The organism is Helicobacter sp. 23-1046 (genome assembly GCF_053654635.1).
This window is the reverse complement of record NZ_JBSIUS010000001.1, coordinates 436365-454482: the sequence shown is the minus strand read 5'-3', so window position 1 is coordinate 454482 and position 18118 is coordinate 436365. Positions and strand designations below refer to the sequence as shown.

Here is an 18118-nt window from a genome sequence, read left to right as displayed (position 1 = left end):
ATTGTTATAATTATGCCCTTGATAAAGTTAATAAAAGTAAAAATTTCTTTATCCAATTAAGCGATTTATATCATTATACACACCAAGTAACATCACACATATAAGCACACTAATGCCAAGCGCACTAATTAAAAACATCGCTTTTTCTGGCGGGGGAGATTTGAAAATCGCCTCATAAAGAGTAAAAACTATCCCACCACCATCAAGCGGAGGAATAGGCAAAAGATTGAGGATTGCTAAATTTATCGAAATAAGTGCGCTGAAACTCAAAAGCAAGACTATGCCACTCTCACTCGCTTTTGAAAGTCCATCGGTAATACCAATCACACTGCTTATTTGGTCGTGTGAAATCACGCCTGTGATGAGTTTTTGTATGCTTTGAAAGATAATTTGCGTGGCAAAAAGTGTCCTATCAAATGCCTTGCTTAGAATCTCAAAACCCTCAAATCTAAGCGTTTGCACCTCTCCACTTGCACGAATACCAATAAAAGCACGCCTAATATCCTCGCCAAATATATTTTTTGCTGATGAAATGCTAGGCACAAGCGTTTTTTGCAAAATTACAGAATCTCGCTCTAAAACAAGAGAGATTTCGCCATTGGTGCGAGATAAAATCTCTCCAATCTCCTCAAAAGAGCGAATACTCTCTCCATTGACACTTAAGATTCTATCACCTTTTTGTAATCCCACTTCTTTTGCAGGCATAGAATCTACTACCTCGCCAACCACAGGAGAAAGAGCATTAAATCCAACCGCACAAACCACCACATACAACAAAAATCCAAGCAAAAAATTAAATCCAACACCACCGAGCAAAATAGCGATTTTTTGTGTAGGCGACTTCGCCACAAAGCTATCAGAATCGAGATTCTCTTCCGTGCGTTGCGTGGTCCCGCTAGATTGCTCATATTCGCCTGTTCTTGCAGCATTTTCTCCTTTCATTTTCACATAGCCACCAAGCGGGATAATGCAGAATTTATAGCGCGTGCCTCTAAATTCAAAAGCAATAATTTCTTTCCAAAAGCCAATACTAAAGGCTTCTACCTTTACCCCACACGCTCGAGCAACGATAAAATGTCCAAGCTCGTGGAAAAATATTAAAAAACAAAGGATAGCAAATGCACTTAAAAGTCCCATTTTAGCCCTTTAGACTCTTGTAGTATGCGAGTGTGTAGGTAAGCCCGGAATGCAAAGTTAAAAATGTCGCAATCCACAATAACACTTCACCACCGGGGAAAAAATCTGCAAGCAAAAAAGCAATGGCAGCGATTTGTGCGCCCGTTTTGTATTTGCCAATGCTAGAAGCAGCAACACTTTTCCCACTCCCAGCAGCTACCACACGCAATCCCGTGATAAAAAATTCCCTGCTTAAAATCAAAAATACCGCCCACTCTGACGCGCGCCCCAACACCAAAAGCGCGATAAACCCAGACAAAATAAGCATTTTATCTGCCAATGGGTCAAAAACCTCGCCAAAAAGGGATTTCACACGATATTCACGCGCAATATATCCATCAAAAAAATCTGTAAGACTTGCAATACAAAAAATAAGACAGGCAAAGTAATTCACCCACGAAAAATCTACATACTCTGGGAAAATAAGCGTGTGATGAAGCACGACAAAAAGGAGCATAAAACTTAAAAATATGCGAGAGATACTTAAAATATTAGGAATGTGGCGCAAAAAAATCCTTTAACAATATGGAATCTACTTCATAAATCGACATTTTACCCAAATGCTTGGGGGATTGTAGCCCAAATACACCATAAAAAATTAAAGAATCTTGCAAAAATCTAAAAAATCATTGTATAATTGCCACTTTATTATTTTAAATGCGGAAGTGGCGGAATTGGCAGACGCACCAGACTTAGGATCTGGCGCCGCAAGGTGTGGAGGTTCAAGTCCTCTCTTCCGCACCATTGATTTTAATACATTCAAGCAATACAAAAATCCTCAATACTTAATCCTCACAATAATTTGCCTTTGTTACCTTTTGTTACCATATTACCTTAATCGTATATTTTTAAGTTGTATTTTAAGATTAAATATACTACACTTTGGGACATATACTTGATTTGTGGTTGCTAGTATTATGAAATCAAGGTTAGGAGGCGTAAATGGGCAAAGAAAAACACGCAAATATCATCACCATAGCAAATCAAAAAGGTGGCTCTGGCAAAAGCACCGTCTCAATAAATCTAGCCGTAAAACTCCTAGAATTTTCCGATAAAGTTTTGGTAATGGATACTGACCCACAAAAGAGCATCGAAAGCTTCACCAATGTCCGAGAAAATGAAGCGAGCGCGCAAAGAAACCTTAAACACTTTACATTATCCAATCGCACGGGCAATATCACAGAATCACTCAAGCAATTTCTTAAACTCTATGAGTTCATTATCATTGATACGGGCGGGATTGACAGCCAAGAATCGCGCAAAGCAATGCTTTATGCAGATTCTATTGTTTTGCCAACCACGCCATCACTTTTTGACTCCGATGTGCTTGCTTCGATGCTTGCCACTCTCACGGAAATTAAAGATGTGAATGAAGATGTCAAAACGGCAATTTTAATGAATAAAATCAGCACAAATGTATTTTTAGGCAAAGAATTAGAACAATATCGAAAAAACATAGAAGAAATTTGCAAGGAAATAGGCGTAAAGGACGACTTCTACTTACTTGAAAATGTGCTAAAAGAGCGCATCGCGTATAAACGCGCGGTAAGCGAGGGGTTAGGAATTAGCGAGTTTAACGACACAAAAGCTCGCGATGAATTTGAAAAATTCTTTGCAGAATTTGCCAAAGTCGCTGAGCTACCAATTTCTAGCAAAGAAAAGAAGACAAGTAAAAAGGGCAAATAGACTAGCCCAATCTAAACAAAAGGAGAACAGAATGGACAAAATCAGCAAAATCGAAAAAATTGAGGGGAGCAAAAAAGCTAAAAGCATTGTTTCTAAAGCGAGCAACCGCACAGGCAACACAAAAAAGACTACAACTAGGACACCAAGAAGTAAGCCTATTGTAGTTAAAAAGGTTTCTACGCCTAAATTGCAGGGTGTTTCTATTAGTGTTGATAAGGCACTTATTGAAAAGGTTGATACACTGCTCCAAAACTTAGGCAAAAAGGCGCAGAGCAAAGTAGCCTTTATCGAAGAGGCAATTTCACGCCATATTAAAAAACATAAGAAAAAACTTGGCAAAATAGGTAAAAAAGATAAAAAGAAATCAGGAGTAAAAATCTCTAAAAAATTGCCAAAACTTGCGTAAGCAAAAATCAAAAGTTGCTTGATAGAAGTGCGTGAGTAGGTAGGAGAGTTATCTAACTACTCACACTCATTGCAGATTCCGTGTGCGACTACGGATTTTACCCTGCCTTGTGCTTTTGCACCCTTAGGCAAGTCAAAATCCGTGATTTTGTGGCAAACATCACACACAAAGTGCGCTTTAGCATCTTGTGCTAGCTCATAGTAGCTTTTGCGCTCTAAATTGGTCTTTACCACCACGCCCCTTTCCTCAAAAAGCTCCATATTGCGATAAAAAGTCGTTTTATTCGCGTCTAAGTCAAACTCATCAAAGCTAAGTGGCTTAGCCGATTTACGCAAAATCTCTAGCATTTCTAATCGCAAATCCGTGATAGCGATATGGTTTTGTTTTAGCAATGAGATAGAATCCATTTTTGCCTCTTTTGCCTTATTATAGTTTCGTGCGTTCGCGCATTTCTCGCGCTTTAAGCGTTACGCGTTTGGCATTTTTTAAGCGCATTATAGCAAATTTGGATTTTGCTTATGCGATTTTAGCGTGCAATTTCGCATAAATTTTGCGCAAAAATTATCTACGCCCTAGCATTCACGCTATCAATGTAACTATCCGTTTTTTCGCGCAAAAGTCTCTCTACAAATCGTGCATTAGTGCATCAAAATCGCGCTTATGTATTTTTTTGACTTTTACGAAACTCCACTGACTGCAAAAATGCTCTATCTTGCGCATCTTTGTAGCTTTGTTTTATCGTGCCATCGGGATTGCATATATTTTCAATTGGTTCATTACGCGAATAGTTATGTATAAAATCTAGCCACGCATTACCATTTGCCCTACAATAGCCACATTTCGTAAGGATATTTTCTAAATCACCCTCGCTAAAGTCTGGTTTTGTGAGAATCTCGCTAAGTTTTTGCAATAGATTCCCGCCGTCATTGAAATACTCAAAAAATCTTTCCTTATTTTTTTCAAAAAAATTCTTTGCTTTTTTGACATTTGATTCTATGGTTTGCGCTAATAAATCTAAGTTGTCTTTTCCCCATTGCGTATTTGCAAAAATACTTGCGATAAGGGCAATAAAGGCGGCTACTAGGATAGCTATCCACCAAGTTGTTATAAAAAGTTCTATTACGATTGCAGTTATTCCCAAAACAAATAAATCATACACAATACTAGATAATCCACTATAAAACTCTTCTGTCCCCTTGTTATAAACAAACATTATCGACCAACCTTCAACAATAAAAGTCCATTTAGCAAATTTGCCTGCTACTTCACTAATTTTTGCATTTTTATATAGCCATTCTATCCCTTGTGCTATTGAGGCAAATATAGCTCCAATAGTGCTTATACCAATATCTGCTAAAGTAATATTTTTGAGCTGTATCTCAAGCGTATTCTCAACTTTATAAAACTCCGCATATCTATTCTTATGCAAAAAGATTCTCTTTTGTGCTTCTGCCTCAATCTTTGCTTTTTCTTGTGTAAAATATGCTCCATCGTTTGCATAAGGTAAATTATCCCAATTTCTATCCATCACAAATCCTTTCTGTGTAAATGTTTGATTTTATCTTTTAAATCATATTGCCCTGCTTTGCCTTGCGATTCCAACGCCTCCGCGCTTCTCTCACGCAAAATTGATAAAAGTTTTTTTATATCTTGGATTTCATTGTTTTGGGCAATACAATAAAAACGCGAATGTCTAAAATCAAAAAAACTAAATTTTTTGTCTATATCATCGCATACGCGAAATTGCCAAAAACCACAAAGCGTTACTATACTAGAAAAAGAATGCACAAAAAATGAAAATGTCCCATAGGGATAAAATCGATTTGTTTTATGTGGCAAAAGTCCGTTTGCTTTGATAAAAATGCCTTTATCTGTGAGAATAATGCGATTATTCCGCCACATAAATAGCGCATTAACAGCGACAAAAGCATACAAAATCATAAATCCATACGCCAAAATCAAAACAAACACTCTTATTAAGTTATCAAGTTTTAATAACAAAAGAGGATTATATATGGCTTTATATTGAAAAGTTTGTAATATGGGAATACAAAAATCATCGTTTATTATATTGAAAAATAACGGCAAACATAGCGCAATTATAGTAAATATGGTTATATCCCAAAATTCAAATAATCGATTCCCAAACTTTTTTGGAAACTCGTATTTAAACTCATAAATCACTTCTCCATAAGGCGATTTGTCGTAATTATCCATCACAAATCCTTAAATCTACAAATATCGAATTTTATCACACAAATCATATTTTCCTGCTTTGCCTTGCGATTCTAATGCCTCCGCACTTTTTTCTCGTAAAATCTTTAGCACTTTATCCATATCTTGGATTTCATCATTTTTTGTAAAATCATATACACTAGAATTTTTGTGAAAAAAACTATATTTTTTATCAATGTCAAAAATTTTCACCCTAGATATTATAAAGACATATCCAGTCGTTGTAAAATAAAACCCAAAACTTCCATAGGGATAAAATCTTTTCTTGTGCCATAATCCAAGCAGATGAGTAGCCATTATAAACATACCCTTATCATACAATACAATTTTACTTCGTGGCATTATAATAATGGTATTATACATAGCACACACTAAAACCAACATAAATCCATACGCCAAAATCAAAACAAACACTCTTATTAAGTTATCAAATTTTAACAACAAAAGAGGATTGTGCATAGCTTTATATTGCAGAGTTTGCAATATATGGAGGCACAATTCATTTATTACACCAATAAAGAATGGCAACACCAACGCAACTATAACCAATAAGGCTCTATCTAAAATCCTTTCTATGCGATTCCCAAACTTCTTTGGAAATTTGTATTGAAATTCATAAATCACTTCTCCATAAGGCGATTTTTCGTAATTATCCATCACAAATCCTTTCTGTGTAAATGTTTGATTTTATCTTTTAAATCATATTTCCCTGCTTTGCCTTGCGATTCTAATGCCTCCGCACTTCTCTCACGCAAAATCACACCACTCTTTATTTTTGACATTTTTCATCTCTATGATTTTGACTTCTAATTTTTGCGGACAATAATTAAGCGCGAAAAAATCGCATTTATTTTCTGCAAAAACCGCGCAAACAAAAAGGCAATGAAACAAAAGGTAAAGCGTAAAGCGGGATTTGGTGTAGCGTTGATACGCGAGATTTTACCTTTGAGTGAATCTAAAAAATCGCGCTTTTCGCTCCGCTATATTTTCGCTTAAATCCGCGTTAGAATCCACCTCAAAAAGCGTGGGTTGATTAGAAAAACTATACGCCAAATTTGACATAACTATCGCATTCTTTGAAGTAAAATAAAATGGCAAAATTATACAAAAAACTCGCTTAATGGCATATTGTAGTGTGTTTGATTCATATACTTTGTATTTATCGCATTTTGTTTTAACATTGAATTTCGCATAAATTTTGCGTTAAAATCATCTACACCCTAGCATTCACGCTATCAATGTAACTATCCGTTTTTTCGCATAGCAATCTATCTACAAAAAGCCTATCAAAATTGCACTTAAACTCGCTAAAAGTCGCGCTAGATTCTACTAGCTCGATAAAATTCTTTAATGTTATGGGTGCGAGTTTGCTCTCAAACTCTTTGGCGCAGAATTTAAAACTAATTTATTTTAAAATTTAAAATGTTTTGATTATGGTGGTTTATTTTGTAAGCATAAGGGTAACCAAAGGGATAAAGTGGTTTATTTGGTTGCAAAAGCGCAATATTTCCCACAAACTCATAACCTATTTTTATCATTAAATCAATAATATTACCCGTTACATTTGTTTCGATTTTATTAACCGTGAAATCACTAATTATAATTGATAGATATTTTTTATCTTTTAGCACTCTTTTGCATTCTATAAATACTTGCTCCAAAGATAGCAAAAAATCCCCATAATTTTTACAATTTTCTAAATTCTCTTTTGTGTCCGTGTCATAAGCTACAACACCACTTCTTGCACCGTTTCTAAAACCTTTATAAGATTTATCCGCCCTTAAACCTTGTGATTTATTTTTAAGAATATTAAAATATGGCGGAGAAGTTACAATATAATCCACACTAGATTCTTGTAAATTTTGTATTAAGGCAATGTTATTTCCAATTTCATAACAAAAATCTTGCTTTTCTTTGGCATTGAGGTTTTTTAGACGCGACAACGCAAGTTCGTAATATTCTTTGCTTAAATCATATCCAATACCAAAACGATTTTGCAAAAAACTTGCGATAAGAGTTGTTCCGCTACCACAAAATGGGTCTAACACAACCATATCTTTTTTAGTAAAAAGCCTAATGAGTTTTTCAATATCTTTTACTAAAAATGGGGCGGGGTGTTTTAATGCCTCTTTGTCTAGCTTGCATTTTTCACTTATCCAAAAGCTAGAAGTGAGTTTTAGCCACTCTTTGCCTGTTAAGTCATTAAGGGTATTTCTTTTATCGTATTTACCCTCTTTTTGCGTTTTTACCTCTAAATCTGTAAATAAATCTTTCATATTATATCTTTAGCAAAAGTTTGTATTTGTGGGTTAGTAGTTTTTGTAAGCTTATCTATATCGCTATACAAAAGATATTTCCAATTATTTTGGATAAATGCCTCCTTGCTTAAAGGTTCTTGTTTGGCTAAAAGTTCGTTTATCCTAGAATCTGGAATTACGATAAATTTTGCAATATTTTTGTCTAAAACACTTGCCCTATGCAACGCAGAAATAATACTTGTAGAATTTTCAATTTCAAAAATATAGTGTATTTGCTTATTTTTTATAAACAAAATATCTATCATAGACACTCGCTTTCTTTCAAACTCATCGTGTATAAAATCTAGCGTTTTTAAAGTGGCAAAATCAATAAGCTTTTTATTTTCTATGGTTTCTTGTTGCTCGCGCTTGCCTATAAAAATATCAAAGCCTAGTTTTTTACCAATCGTTGCCAGATAGCTTATATATAGCGTATGTGTAGTAGCTTCTTTGGAAAAATCACTATTTGGATTATAAATCCAAGCGTTGCTAGATTTTGTGGCGTATTTATTTAGTGATTTTAAAATGCTACTTTCATCGGGCGTCAAACCATTTGGAAAATGCCTATAAACACTTGCCAAAATATCATCTAGAGCAATCAAGGCATTGTTTCTAAGCATAAATAGCACAAGTTTATCAACTCTTTGACTTAATGGTATTTCTATGTAATTTATATATTTTCTAGGTTCTTTTAGCCACCATAAATTCCCCGCTTTTGAGCCATTATCTTTGGTTATGGTAAAGATTTTATTGATTTGAGAATTTAGCGCATTTTTTATATCGCCATCGCAATCATCACTAAATATAAGCCCTTGCGAAGTGATTTCAGCTAAAATTGCATCAAACAAAATCTCATAAGGTGTAGGCTCACTTCGCTCAGCAATAGCTTTAATCGCAATATCTACGATTCTTTGCTCCAAATTTCCATTTATTAAATTATCGTTGCTATATGTGTGAGTATTTTTTGCGCATCGCAAATAAAAATCTGTCCCAGAAGTGCCATAAGGATTTGCTACTACACTCTCTCCGCTTCTACGATTTTTTTGGTGTATGACTTTTTCGATGATAAAATTTGCATTTCGCAATGAGCGCATAAAACTATTCCAAATGGCTATGTCTTTATTATGAAAAGTAATCACCATTTTGCCATTATCTTTTAGCACTCTATGCAGTTGTTTTAATGCCTGTGTAAATCTGCTCTCATACGCTTTAATATCGCATTTTTTGTTTATGGTAATTTCACTAGCAAAATCTACGCTTGCATAGCTCGTGTCAAATTTTTTAAGCCATAAAAGCCACAAATAACTTAAATCCAAATATTGCACTAGCCCACCATAAGGCGGGTCTGTAATGATAAAATCTATACTTTTTTCATTGATATAATCATCTAGTTTTAAGATATTTACCACGCCATATTTTAAGTCAAACGCTGTGCTATCTTTTAGTTTGCTTGCATTGCTAACTTTTTTGATTTTGATATTTTTGTCAATATAGTCATTTGAAGCATTTAAGGCACTTTTTACGCTTTGTTTATTAAAGCAATTTCTCTCAAAAAGCAAAAGTGGATTTTGCTCCATTTGCCTACTAGAACATACATACGCACTTCGCCCCCAACTCGTGCTAAAATTTCGATTTGCGCTATCTCGTCTTGGAATATTCATCTTGCAACACAAATGCGTAATCATAATAAAACCAAACAATAATTGCTTTTTGATAATTTCATCACTAACCTTTAAAATCTCCTTGAAAATTAAGGATAACACAATCAAATTACGCTTTGTCCAAATGAATCTAAAATTATCACCACCTATATTTTTTATAAAATTTGCACTAAAAGAATGGCTATCTAAAAATGGTTCATCAATAAAATTTATCCCCAATTTCTCTAAATCAACGCTATTGGCAAAATCTAGGGCTTCAATATCTATATCTCTAACTTTTTTAAGGATAGATTTATTACTTTTGCAGATTTCATAAATGGTGTTATTTTCATATTTAAAATTATGCAACTCACCATCATAACACCACAATTTTTGATAAATTTCATTTTTCTTTACACGCTCAATAATTGTTGTTGCTTCTTTTCTAAATGCCTTAAAATCAAAAGGACTTGTATAAATTTCAAGCAAAAAAGAACTTAAAGGATTTATGTCAAATGCTATGGTTTTTCGCTTGACTTTTAGGCTTTCAATCGCGCTCATTGCGCTACCACAAAATGCGTCCAAAAATACACCATTTTTTGGCGTGTAAATATCAATATATTCTCTCCAAATGTTATGAGGCTTTTTGCCCCAATATTTCATAGCAGTATAAATAGGTGGTCTTTTATCTTCTACAAGTGCATAATTTATTTCCTGCATACCATTCCGCCTTAAAAAAAATTTGTCGTATCATACAAGATATTCTCTTAAACTTCAATTATATAGAATTGTTGTTTGTATCTATTGTGATTTTATCATTTCTTAAGCAACTTTATTTTTATAAAGCAACTAAGTTGCATTTAAGCAAAAAAGTGTTATAATCCGCCGTTTAAATTTTAAAAAACCACCAAAAAGGTGAAAAAGGACTTACAATGCAGGATTTCAAACCACAAACAAAGACGCGTAATGATACGCCATTTAATGACTTACAAACACACACCATATCACAAAGCAAAATGCAACGCACACAAAATCTGACGCTAAAGGCACTTTGTCTTTGCGCGTTTCTCACTAGCGCAAATGCCCTGTATGCAGACAATGCAAACAAAACAGCGCAAAATCAACATACACCAACCACGCAAAACAACGCACAAAACGCAGACAAAATCCGCGATAATCAACACAAATCGCATTCTCACAGCGACTCACGCGAGTATTCGCACGCACATAACTTGCAAGATGGACATTCTCACTCCCACGATTTTAATGCAGATTCTAGCCATTCGCACGCGCATAATTCCCACACAAATTCGCACGCCACGCACGAAAATCACGGGGATTCTCACGCCACCAAGCGTGATTATTTGCATACTTACGAACTCCACGAGCACGAGCATTCAAAGCAAAGCGATTTTGCAAATCTAAGCGCAAAAGTGGGAATCTTTGGCAAATCCTCTGCCCTTGCGAGCAAAAGCGACAACGCAAACAAAGACAACTACGCAATGCTTTACTCACGCATTTTGCTTCGCGCAACCCCCTTTGCAAACGCACATAATGGCTTAAGTGGCTTGCAAGTGGGCGTAGGCGCGGTGGCGTATTCGCCTTTTTATAACGACAGGGCAAACGCCTACACTTATATCAATTCAAATTTTGTCGCAAACAACGCGTATTTGGGCTATATCAAAGATTTTAACCGCGCAAGTGTCGAAGTGCTAGCGGGGCGATTTGAGCAGGAATTAGAGTGGGTGGGGCATTCATTGCAGGGCGTGTTTGGACGCGTAACGCTCCCATTTGGCAAATCCCCACATTCTGCCCAAATCTATGGAATCTGGGTAAATGAGCACGCAGACATTACACGCGAATTTAGCTCGGATTTTGACTTTTATAAACACCTCTACCCAAAAGAAAATCTTTTCGCTGGCGGGGTAAATCTCTCCCTCGCCTTAAGCCAAAATACGCGCTTTCATATCGAGCCTTACGCGTATTATTTGACGCATTTTTTTAGCGTGTATGGGAGCAAATTTGTGCTAGATATTGGCTTTGGCGGGGATTTTAATGGCAATGTAAGTGGCACAAAATGGCGGAGCAAGACTATCGCACACGGAGCGTTTTTGTATTCAAATTATGCGCGAATCCACGCAGGACATAATCATAACGAAGCAGGTGGCGAGCATAACCACAACCACGAGGACGGACACGGACACTTAGATACGGATAATCGAGGCGATACTTATTTCGCGCTCTTAGAGCAAGAGTTTCTCTACAAAGATTTGCTCTACTTTGGGCTAGGATTTCAGCATATTGGTAGCAAAGTGTTTGAGCTAGCAAATATCGAAACCACTTCGCGCTTTGAAGCGCACGAGGGGCAGGGATTTGGCGTGATACGCCCGGGTGCATTGCATAGCGGTAGCCACACGACAAACGCTTATGACGCGCATACAAACACTTACTATGGCTTTGTGGGGGCGCGATTTGGCGCAAAGAGGCGATTTGGCTTAGAAATTATGGGGCGAGATAGCACAAGCAGTGCTAAGACGCAGAGCGCGTTTTCGCTAGGATTGCGATATGAATTTCCTTATGGCTTTGAAATCGGTGGCTTGGCTGTGTATATGCTCGATAAACACGCACACGATGGAGTCCCTCATACGCTCAATCGCTCTTTTGGCAAAGCGTATATGCAGTGGAGATTTTAAAATTTAAACGCAAATTTCAACGCAAAATCAACATAAGGAACAACGATGAAAAAATATAGATTTAGCAAAATCTTGCGTGGAGGCATAGTGGCGTTTTGCACGCTAGCATTGTGCTTCAATGTAGCAAGCGCAAAAGACTTCAACGCACAAAAGCCCATAATCTCGGTGAGTATCGCGCCTGTGGGCTATTTCGTCCAAAAAATCGCTAAAAATAGCGTGGATATAAACCTCATAATCCCGCCAAATAGCGATGAGCACACGCTAGATTTTAAGCCTAGTGTGGTGGCAAACCTGCAAAAAAGCGCGGTGTATTTCACTATTGGGCTAGAAATCGAAGCGATTTTAGCGGATAAATTTAAAGACATAAAAATCGTGGATATAAGCGAGGGCATAGCAAAGATGAGCGATACGCACGAGCATAATCACGCGCACGATTCGCACAAATCTAGCGACAAAGCGCACGCGCATTCACACGGGGATTCTCACGCGCACAAATCTAATACGCATTCTCACGATTCGCACACGCATTTGCGCAAAGACCCGCATATTTGGCTTGACCCGATTTTGGTAAAAACAATCGCCCAAAATATCGCCAAAACTTTAAGCAAACTCTACCCGCAAAACGCGAAGTTTTATGCCACAAATCTAGCGGATTTTGAAAAAGAACTAAACACGCTACACGCCCAAATTTCAAACATTCTCTCCCAAAGCAAGCACAAAAAATTTATCATTTATCACCCAAGTTTGAGCTACTTTGCCAAGCGATATAATCTCACTCAAATCCCTGTGGAGATTCTCGGCAAAGAACCTAAAGCAAAGGATTTGCAAGCCATAATACATCTAGCTAAAAAAGAGCAAATCCGCACGATTTTTGTGCAATCTGGATTTGCCCAAAAATCCGCTAAAACTCTTGCCAAAGAGTTAGGCGCAAATGTCGCACAAATCAATCATCTAAGCGATGAGTGGGACAAGCAAATGCTCCACATAGCACAAAAAATCGCAGAGCAAAAATAAGGCGTAGAGTAAGGCTAGCAAGGTTTTAGCAAATGCGAGTTTTGTTTGGATTTTGCCTTTTTGTCGCGCTTAGCATAGCGCAAATCTATGCCTGTGCGCTGTGCCAAGCCTATATCCCAAATGTGCTTGTAACCGTGCTTAATATTAGCAAGCATAACGCGCAAAGCTCTATCGCGCTTGAGTGGGAATTTGAGGAGGATTTCACCCAAACGCTACTGCACACTTATGATACAAACGCAAATAATGTGCTTGAAAAAAGCGAGCTAAAATTCATACAAGACGCGCTTACAAGCTATGCCCTGCCAAAAAATAACCTAACCCAAATCCTGCTAGAAAATCCAAACAATGAGAATCTAGAGCGTGTCAAATTTCGCGTGCAACGCTACGAAATCTTTATGCGCAATGAGAGGCTTATCTATCGCTATGAAGTCGCACTAGATTTTGACATATCTAAGCGACTTGCCGTGCAAGTCCAAGATGATGGGGATTTTTTTGCGTTTAAACTTTTGCCACGCGACATTGCGCTAGGGGAGCGGATTTTGGTGGGCAATGCAAATGCAAACCTTATCATTTTTGAGGCAAAAAATGAGGAGGATTTGAATGAGAATTTAAGCGAGGATTTAGAGGATTTTCAAAAAGCAAAATCTAGCGATTTAAATTCTGAAACTATGCAAAATCTCCCCACAAATTCTAGTCTGCAAAATATTACAGATTCTAGCAAGGCGTTTTTAAGTGCTTTGTGGCAGGGCATAGTCGCGCTCAATGCCAAAATGCTATCCGCCATAAAGTCTCACATAGTGGGCGAAAATGCGGGCGAAAAAAGCGTATTTGGGATTTTGGGTTTAATGGCGTTAAGTTTGCTTTATGGCATTTTGCACGCCGCTGCGCCCGGACACGCAAAGTTGCTGACTAGCTCGTATTTTTTAGCGCACAAAGGCTCTTATACAAAGGCGTTTGGGTTTGCCCTGCGCGTAGGGATAGTGCATATTGTAAGCGCGTTTGTGCTTGTGGGGCTTGGGCTTTTTGTCTTAAAAATCGTGGTGCAAAGCCTCGCAAATGAGGCAAATGCGATTATTACGCAGATTTCTAGTGTGATAATCATCGCGGTGGCGTTAATTTTACTCGTGCGAAAAATGCGTGGCAAACACGCGCACACTTGCGGGTGTGCGTCCTGCCAAAATCACGCGCTAGATTCAAACGCGCTTTATAAGAACAACGCGCAAAATCCACGCTCTACGCTTGCAAACGCGCTGAATGCTATGCAAAGGCGTTTTCCAAAGATTGATTTTGCCAAATGGGGTGTGATAATCGCAGCGGGGATTGTGCCTTGCCCTAGTATGATTCTCGTGCTGTTGCTATGCTTTGAAGTGAGCTTTTTTAGTGCGCTTTTAAGTGCGCTTTGCATTGCGATTGGAATGAGTGCGGTGGTGTTTGTATCTGCGATTTTTGCGCATAAGGTGCGGTTAAGTGCTAGCGCGAAAATCTCGCGCTTTTTAGAATACCTCGCGCTTTGTGGAATGCTTTGTGTGGGGATTTTTATGTTTGTCAATTCATTAGCGATACAATCTGGCGTGTTTTAAAATTTAAATTTTAAAATGGCGCGATTTTGGGTATGAGATTTCGCAATTTTTGAGGTAATGTTATGGAGCTTTTTAGGATAGAAAATTTGGACTTTGCTTATGGCACAAATCAACCGCCCGTGCTAGAAAACATAAACTTGCGCTTTTTTAGTGGCGATTTTTTGGCGATTACGGGGGCAAATGGCGGAGGAAAATCTACGCTAATAAGGCTAATTTTAGGTATTTTGCACCCGCAAAATCCACACATAACGCGCTATGTCAAAACTACGCAAATGGGCTATGTCCCCCAAATCACGCAGGCAAACCCAAACTTTGCGATTCGCGCCATTGACTGCATTACTATGGGACTTGTGGGAAGCAGAACCTTTGGCTTTGCCCCCAAACGCGACAAAGACAAAGCACAAAATGCTCTCTCACTTGTGGGAATCGCAAATCTTTGGGATAGAAATCTAAATGATTTAAGCGGAGGGCAACGACAGAGAGTCTTTATCGCGCGGGCTTTGGTGGGGGAGTGCAAACTACTAATCTTAGATGAGCCAAGTGCGAGTGTGGATAAGCAAAGCGCGGAGGCGATTTTCTGCCTTTTAGAGTGCTTGCATAAAAATGGCGTGGGGATTTTACTCATTAGCCACGATGTGGATTTGGCAAGTAAATACGCAAACAAAGTCGCAACGCTTAATCGCACGCTAGAGTGGCGACAAAATCCGCAAAAGGTGCAACATTTAAGGGACACAAATGTTTGAGATTCTCTCTTTTAGCTTTATGCAAAATGCCATTTTTGGCGCGATTTTGGTAAGCGTGGCGTGTGGGATTATCGGCTCATTAGTAATGATAAATCGGCTCTTTTCACTAGCAGGAGGCATTACGCACGGGGCATTTGGGGGAATCGGACTTGGATTTTATCTAGGGCTTAGTGGCGTTGCTATGTTTGCTAGCACGGCGATGTTCGCGCTATTTTTAGCCATTATCGTGGCATATCTTAGCAAAGCCTATCCGCATAGAAGCGATAATGTAATCGCGGTGATTTGGGCGTTTGGTATGGCGTTTGGGATTATTTTGGTGGATAAAAGTAGCGATTTTGGCGGGGATTTGATGAGCTATTTATTTGGCAATATTTTGGCGATTAGTGGGGAAGATTTGGCGATTATGGGCGTGTGTGATATGCTGTTTGTTGGCATTGCGATTGCGCTTTATCGGCAGTTTGAATCGATGAGCTTTGATAGCGAGTTTGCAGGGCTAAAGGGGGTAAAAACGGGGATTTTGTATGTAGTCTTGGTATGTGTTATCGCGCTTTGCGTGGTGGTGGCTATGCGCGTGGTGGGGCTTATTTTGGTGCTTGCATTGCTTGGGATTCCCTGCTTTATCGCGGAGCGATTTGCACGGACTTTGGGCGGGATAATGCTACTCTCGTGCATTTTAAGCGCGGTATTTTGTTTGATAGGTTTGGCACTATCCTACGCGCTCAATCTATCAAGCGGAGCAAGTATTATCCTCGTGGCGTGCTTTTGCTTTGTGCTTGTGGGTTTAAATATTATGGGTTCATTTGTGCGTAGTGTTTAGCATATTCCTCATTCATTAGTTTTTCAAGATTCTCATACCATTTCTCATCAGTAAAATCAGGCATAAAAGCATCAAGCATAACGATACGAGCAGTATCACTCAAAGAGCGCACAGGCGAGGTATCATACATTTTGCGTGAGTTAATGAGTAAAATTGGCTGAATCTTTAGCTTGAATTTTTGCGCGATAATTTTCGCACCCTGTTTGAATGGCAAGAGTTTTTCATTTCCTCTACCACGCGTGCCCTCAGGGAAAATGACAATAGGTCGCCCCTGTGCTAAACGACTCTTTACTTCTTTGAGCAAATGCAATGTGCCACTTTTATCCTGTCTATCTATTAAAATCATTTCAGGGAGCGTAAGCGCGTAACCATAAAATGGAACTTCACCAAGCTGTTTCTTTGCTATCCAACAAATATTTTTAGGGTGAGAACTCTCTAAAAATATAATATCCCCCACACTTTGGTGATTAAGCATAATGAGTTGCGCACTCTCATCAAACTCCCCTACCCGCTCAACCTTAAAACCATTTAGAGTGAAAAATACCCAACATTTTAAACGCGCTTTTTTACCATTGTCTTTGTGTCGCAAAAAGTAAATTTGCACGATAATAAATGGCAAATATCCTAAAATAATCAATGTGGCAAAAATCCCTTTAATCGTTGCCCATATTTTTTGAAGCAATGATAAGTCGTTATTTTTTGATGACATACTCACCCCGCACCCAACCTACTTGCTCATCATCGATAAGCACTTTATAAAACATCACACTTTCTCCATCAATCACTGCTGCCCTCTCTCCTAATATCTGTGCTGGAGTGGAAGATTCTATAACTCTTATAATAGTGGAGTTTTTCATTGGCACAATGCTTAGTTGCGCCCCTGATTCCACCGTGCCAAAATCGCTATTAAGCACGACATCATAAATTATCATACCGATAAAAATCGCCCCAAGAAACACAAAAACTTTATAATTACGCCAAAAATAAAGCCCTATAAATAACGCTGCCATTAAACCAAGTGCTATGCGCTTAAAAAATACTGAGCCAATCTTTGGGGCGAGTTCGCTTTGGGTTGTTACTATTTCATCAGTAGCATTGATAGGGAATCTCACCGCCTCAAATCGCGCAGTATTAAGGTTAAAGTATTCAAAGTTAAGCTCGCTTTGCTCCTTTGGTAACAACACATAATAAATCCCGCGAGCTACGCCATCAATAGTATTTAGCTCATCAAAGCCTTGATTCTTAATATTTTTAAAATACAAATCTTCTGCATTGGGGCTTTTGACCTCAAACTCAAAAATGACAATATTTTCATTTGTGCTTGCCTTTTCTTTATGCCATAAGACTTTGAAATCACTCCCAAGCACGCCCGTGTATCTCGCGTTTGAGCGTAAGTCAGTAGTTTTAATTTGTATTTGATTTGCACTCACACTCTCCTCATAGCTTTCATCAGCACTAATGGCATTTACAAGCATTGCTGGGATACTAGCATTGCGCGAGAGAATCTTAAAAACATAAGTCGCGCTTAAAGTATTGTTGCCTAGATTTTCCCAATTTGGCTTATTTCTAAGCTCTAACTTTCCGCTATATGCACTACTAAATTTCGCACTTCTAAGCTTCGCTCCTGCAAGGAGTGAAATCTCATAAGTAACCCGCACTTCCTGCCCGACATAAAACTCTTCATCTTCTTGTGGAGCAGAAACCACATTCACATACACGATTTTTGGACGCTCATATACTTCATTCTCTTCGTCTTCTTGACTCAATGCCACTCCACAAACAAGTAGCACAAAACACATAATCCTTAAAAACTGCTCTCTCATTTGCATTC

The 18118-nt window shown here is 38.1% G+C and carries 19 protein-coding genes and 1 tRNA gene; 8 read left to right on the top strand and 12 right to left on the bottom strand.

From position 1 onward, the window contains the following. Positions 1-48: 48 nt before the first annotated feature. Together rseP and pgsA are read right to left on the bottom strand one after the other, a co-directional pair. Positions 49-1137 (bottom strand): RIP metalloprotease RseP, encoded by a 1089-nt coding sequence (gene rseP, locus ACWIUJ_RS02185; RefSeq protein WP_454168684.1) that lies wholly within the window; start codon positions 1135-1137, stop codon positions 49-51. Position 1138: 1 nt separating this feature from the next. Continuing rightward, a complete protein-coding gene (gene pgsA, locus ACWIUJ_RS02180; RefSeq protein WP_454168682.1) occupies positions 1139-1684 on the bottom strand; it encodes a CDP-diacylglycerol--glycerol-3-phosphate 3-phosphatidyltransferase in 546 nt (181 codons plus the stop codon). Positions 1685-1835: 151 nt separating this feature from the next. Between pgsA and ACWIUJ_RS02175 the strand changes: the two genes are divergently transcribed. The 3 genes from ACWIUJ_RS02175 to ACWIUJ_RS02165 all read left to right on the top strand — a co-directional run bounded on the left by ACWIUJ_RS02175 (position 1836) and on the right by ACWIUJ_RS02165 (position 3268). Then, positions 1836-1920 (top strand) — tRNA-Leu (locus ACWIUJ_RS02175). Positions 1921-2118: 198 nt separating this feature from the next. Beyond that, the gene (locus ACWIUJ_RS02170; protein ID WP_454152203.1) at positions 2119-2862 is read left to right on the top strand and encodes an AAA family ATPase; all 744 of its coding nucleotides are present in this window, start codon (positions 2119-2121) and stop codon (positions 2860-2862) included. 31 nt (positions 2863-2893) lie between these two features. Further along, positions 2894-3268 carry a hypothetical protein gene (locus tag ACWIUJ_RS02165; RefSeq protein WP_454168680.1) on the top strand — a complete coding sequence of 125 codons (375 nt, stop codon included), beginning with the start codon at positions 2894-2896 and terminating at the stop codon, positions 3266-3268. 56 nt (positions 3269-3324) lie between these two features. On the opposite strand, the gene ACWIUJ_RS02160 is transcribed toward ACWIUJ_RS02165, so the two are convergent. The 8 genes from ACWIUJ_RS02160 to ACWIUJ_RS02125 form a co-directional block, all read right to left on the bottom strand. Further along, a complete protein-coding gene (locus ACWIUJ_RS02160; RefSeq protein ID WP_454152201.1) occupies positions 3325-3675 on the bottom strand; it encodes a Fur family transcriptional regulator in 351 nt (116 codons plus the stop codon). 251 nt (positions 3676-3926) lie between these two features. Next, positions 3927-4796, bottom strand: coding sequence for a hypothetical protein (locus tag ACWIUJ_RS02155; protein ID WP_454168678.1), 870 nt, complete (start codon positions 4794-4796; stop codon positions 3927-3929). After that, complete coding sequence (locus ACWIUJ_RS02150) at positions 4796-5485, bottom strand: hypothetical protein (RefSeq protein ID WP_454168676.1); 690 nt, start codon at positions 5483-5485, stop codon at positions 4796-4798. The genes ACWIUJ_RS02155 and ACWIUJ_RS02150 overlap by 1 nt, the downstream gene beginning before the upstream one ends. Before the next feature lie 15 nt (positions 5486-5500). Then, positions 5501-6160 carry a hypothetical protein gene (locus ACWIUJ_RS02145; protein ID WP_454168674.1) on the bottom strand — a complete coding sequence of 220 codons (660 nt, stop codon included), beginning with the start codon at positions 6158-6160 and terminating at the stop codon, positions 5501-5503. Further along, positions 6160-6285, bottom strand: coding sequence for a hypothetical protein (locus ACWIUJ_RS02140; RefSeq protein ID WP_454168672.1), 126 nt, complete (start codon positions 6283-6285; stop codon positions 6160-6162). Before ACWIUJ_RS02140 ends, ACWIUJ_RS02145 begins: the two co-directional genes overlap by 1 nt. Before the next feature lie 157 nt (positions 6286-6442). Then, positions 6443-6565, bottom strand: coding sequence for a hypothetical protein (locus ACWIUJ_RS02135; protein WP_454168670.1), 123 nt, complete (start codon positions 6563-6565; stop codon positions 6443-6445). 338 nt (positions 6566-6903) lie between these two features. After that, a complete protein-coding gene (locus ACWIUJ_RS02130) occupies positions 6904-7779 on the bottom strand; it encodes a DNA methyltransferase (protein ID WP_454168668.1) in 876 nt (291 codons plus the stop codon). Continuing rightward, positions 7776-10160, bottom strand: coding sequence for a DNA methyltransferase (locus ACWIUJ_RS02125; protein WP_454168666.1), 2385 nt, complete (start codon positions 10158-10160; stop codon positions 7776-7778). Before ACWIUJ_RS02125 ends, ACWIUJ_RS02130 begins: the two co-directional genes overlap by 4 nt. Before the next feature lie 212 nt (positions 10161-10372). Here ACWIUJ_RS02125 and ACWIUJ_RS02120 point away from each other — a divergent pair, with 212 nt between their 5' ends. The 5 genes from ACWIUJ_RS02120 to ACWIUJ_RS02100 all read left to right on the top strand — a co-directional run bounded on the left by ACWIUJ_RS02120 (position 10373) and on the right by ACWIUJ_RS02100 (position 16287). Beyond that, positions 10373-12133 carry a hypothetical protein gene (locus ACWIUJ_RS02120; RefSeq protein ID WP_454168664.1) on the top strand — a complete coding sequence of 587 codons (1761 nt, stop codon included), beginning with the start codon at positions 10373-10375 and terminating at the stop codon, positions 12131-12133. A 45-nt stretch (positions 12134-12178) separates the two neighbouring features. Beyond that, positions 12179-13147 (top strand): metal ABC transporter solute-binding protein, Zn/Mn family, encoded by a 969-nt coding sequence (locus ACWIUJ_RS02115; protein WP_454168663.1) that lies wholly within the window; start codon positions 12179-12181, stop codon positions 13145-13147. Positions 13148-13179: 32 nt separating this feature from the next. Then, positions 13180-14727, top strand: a complete 1548-nt coding sequence (locus tag ACWIUJ_RS02110) for a nickel/cobalt transporter (RefSeq protein ID WP_454168661.1) — start codon at positions 13180-13182, stop codon at positions 14725-14727. A 62-nt stretch (positions 14728-14789) separates the two neighbouring features. Next, on the top strand, positions 14790-15470 hold the full coding sequence (locus ACWIUJ_RS02105; RefSeq protein WP_454168659.1) for a metal ABC transporter ATP-binding protein: 681 nt from the start codon (positions 14790-14792) through the stop codon (positions 15468-15470). Continuing rightward, complete coding sequence (locus tag ACWIUJ_RS02100; protein ID WP_454168657.1) at positions 15463-16287, top strand: metal ABC transporter permease; 825 nt, start codon at positions 15463-15465, stop codon at positions 16285-16287. The genes ACWIUJ_RS02105 and ACWIUJ_RS02100 overlap by 8 nt, the downstream gene beginning before the upstream one ends. On the opposite strand, the gene ACWIUJ_RS02095 is transcribed toward ACWIUJ_RS02100, so the two are convergent. Both ACWIUJ_RS02095 and ACWIUJ_RS02090 read right to left on the bottom strand, forming a co-directional pair. Continuing rightward, a complete protein-coding gene (locus ACWIUJ_RS02095) occupies positions 16259-16996 on the bottom strand; it encodes a 1-acylglycerol-3-phosphate O-acyltransferase (RefSeq protein WP_454152191.1) in 738 nt (245 codons plus the stop codon). The two genes, ACWIUJ_RS02100 and ACWIUJ_RS02095, sit on opposite strands and share 29 nt — an antisense overlap. Then, entirely contained in the window at positions 16980-18110 is a 1131-nt protein-coding gene (locus ACWIUJ_RS02090) for an SH3 domain-containing protein (RefSeq protein WP_454152190.1), read from the bottom strand. The genes ACWIUJ_RS02095 and ACWIUJ_RS02090 overlap by 17 nt, the downstream gene beginning before the upstream one ends. Between the last annotated feature and the right edge of the window lie 8 nt (positions 18111-18118).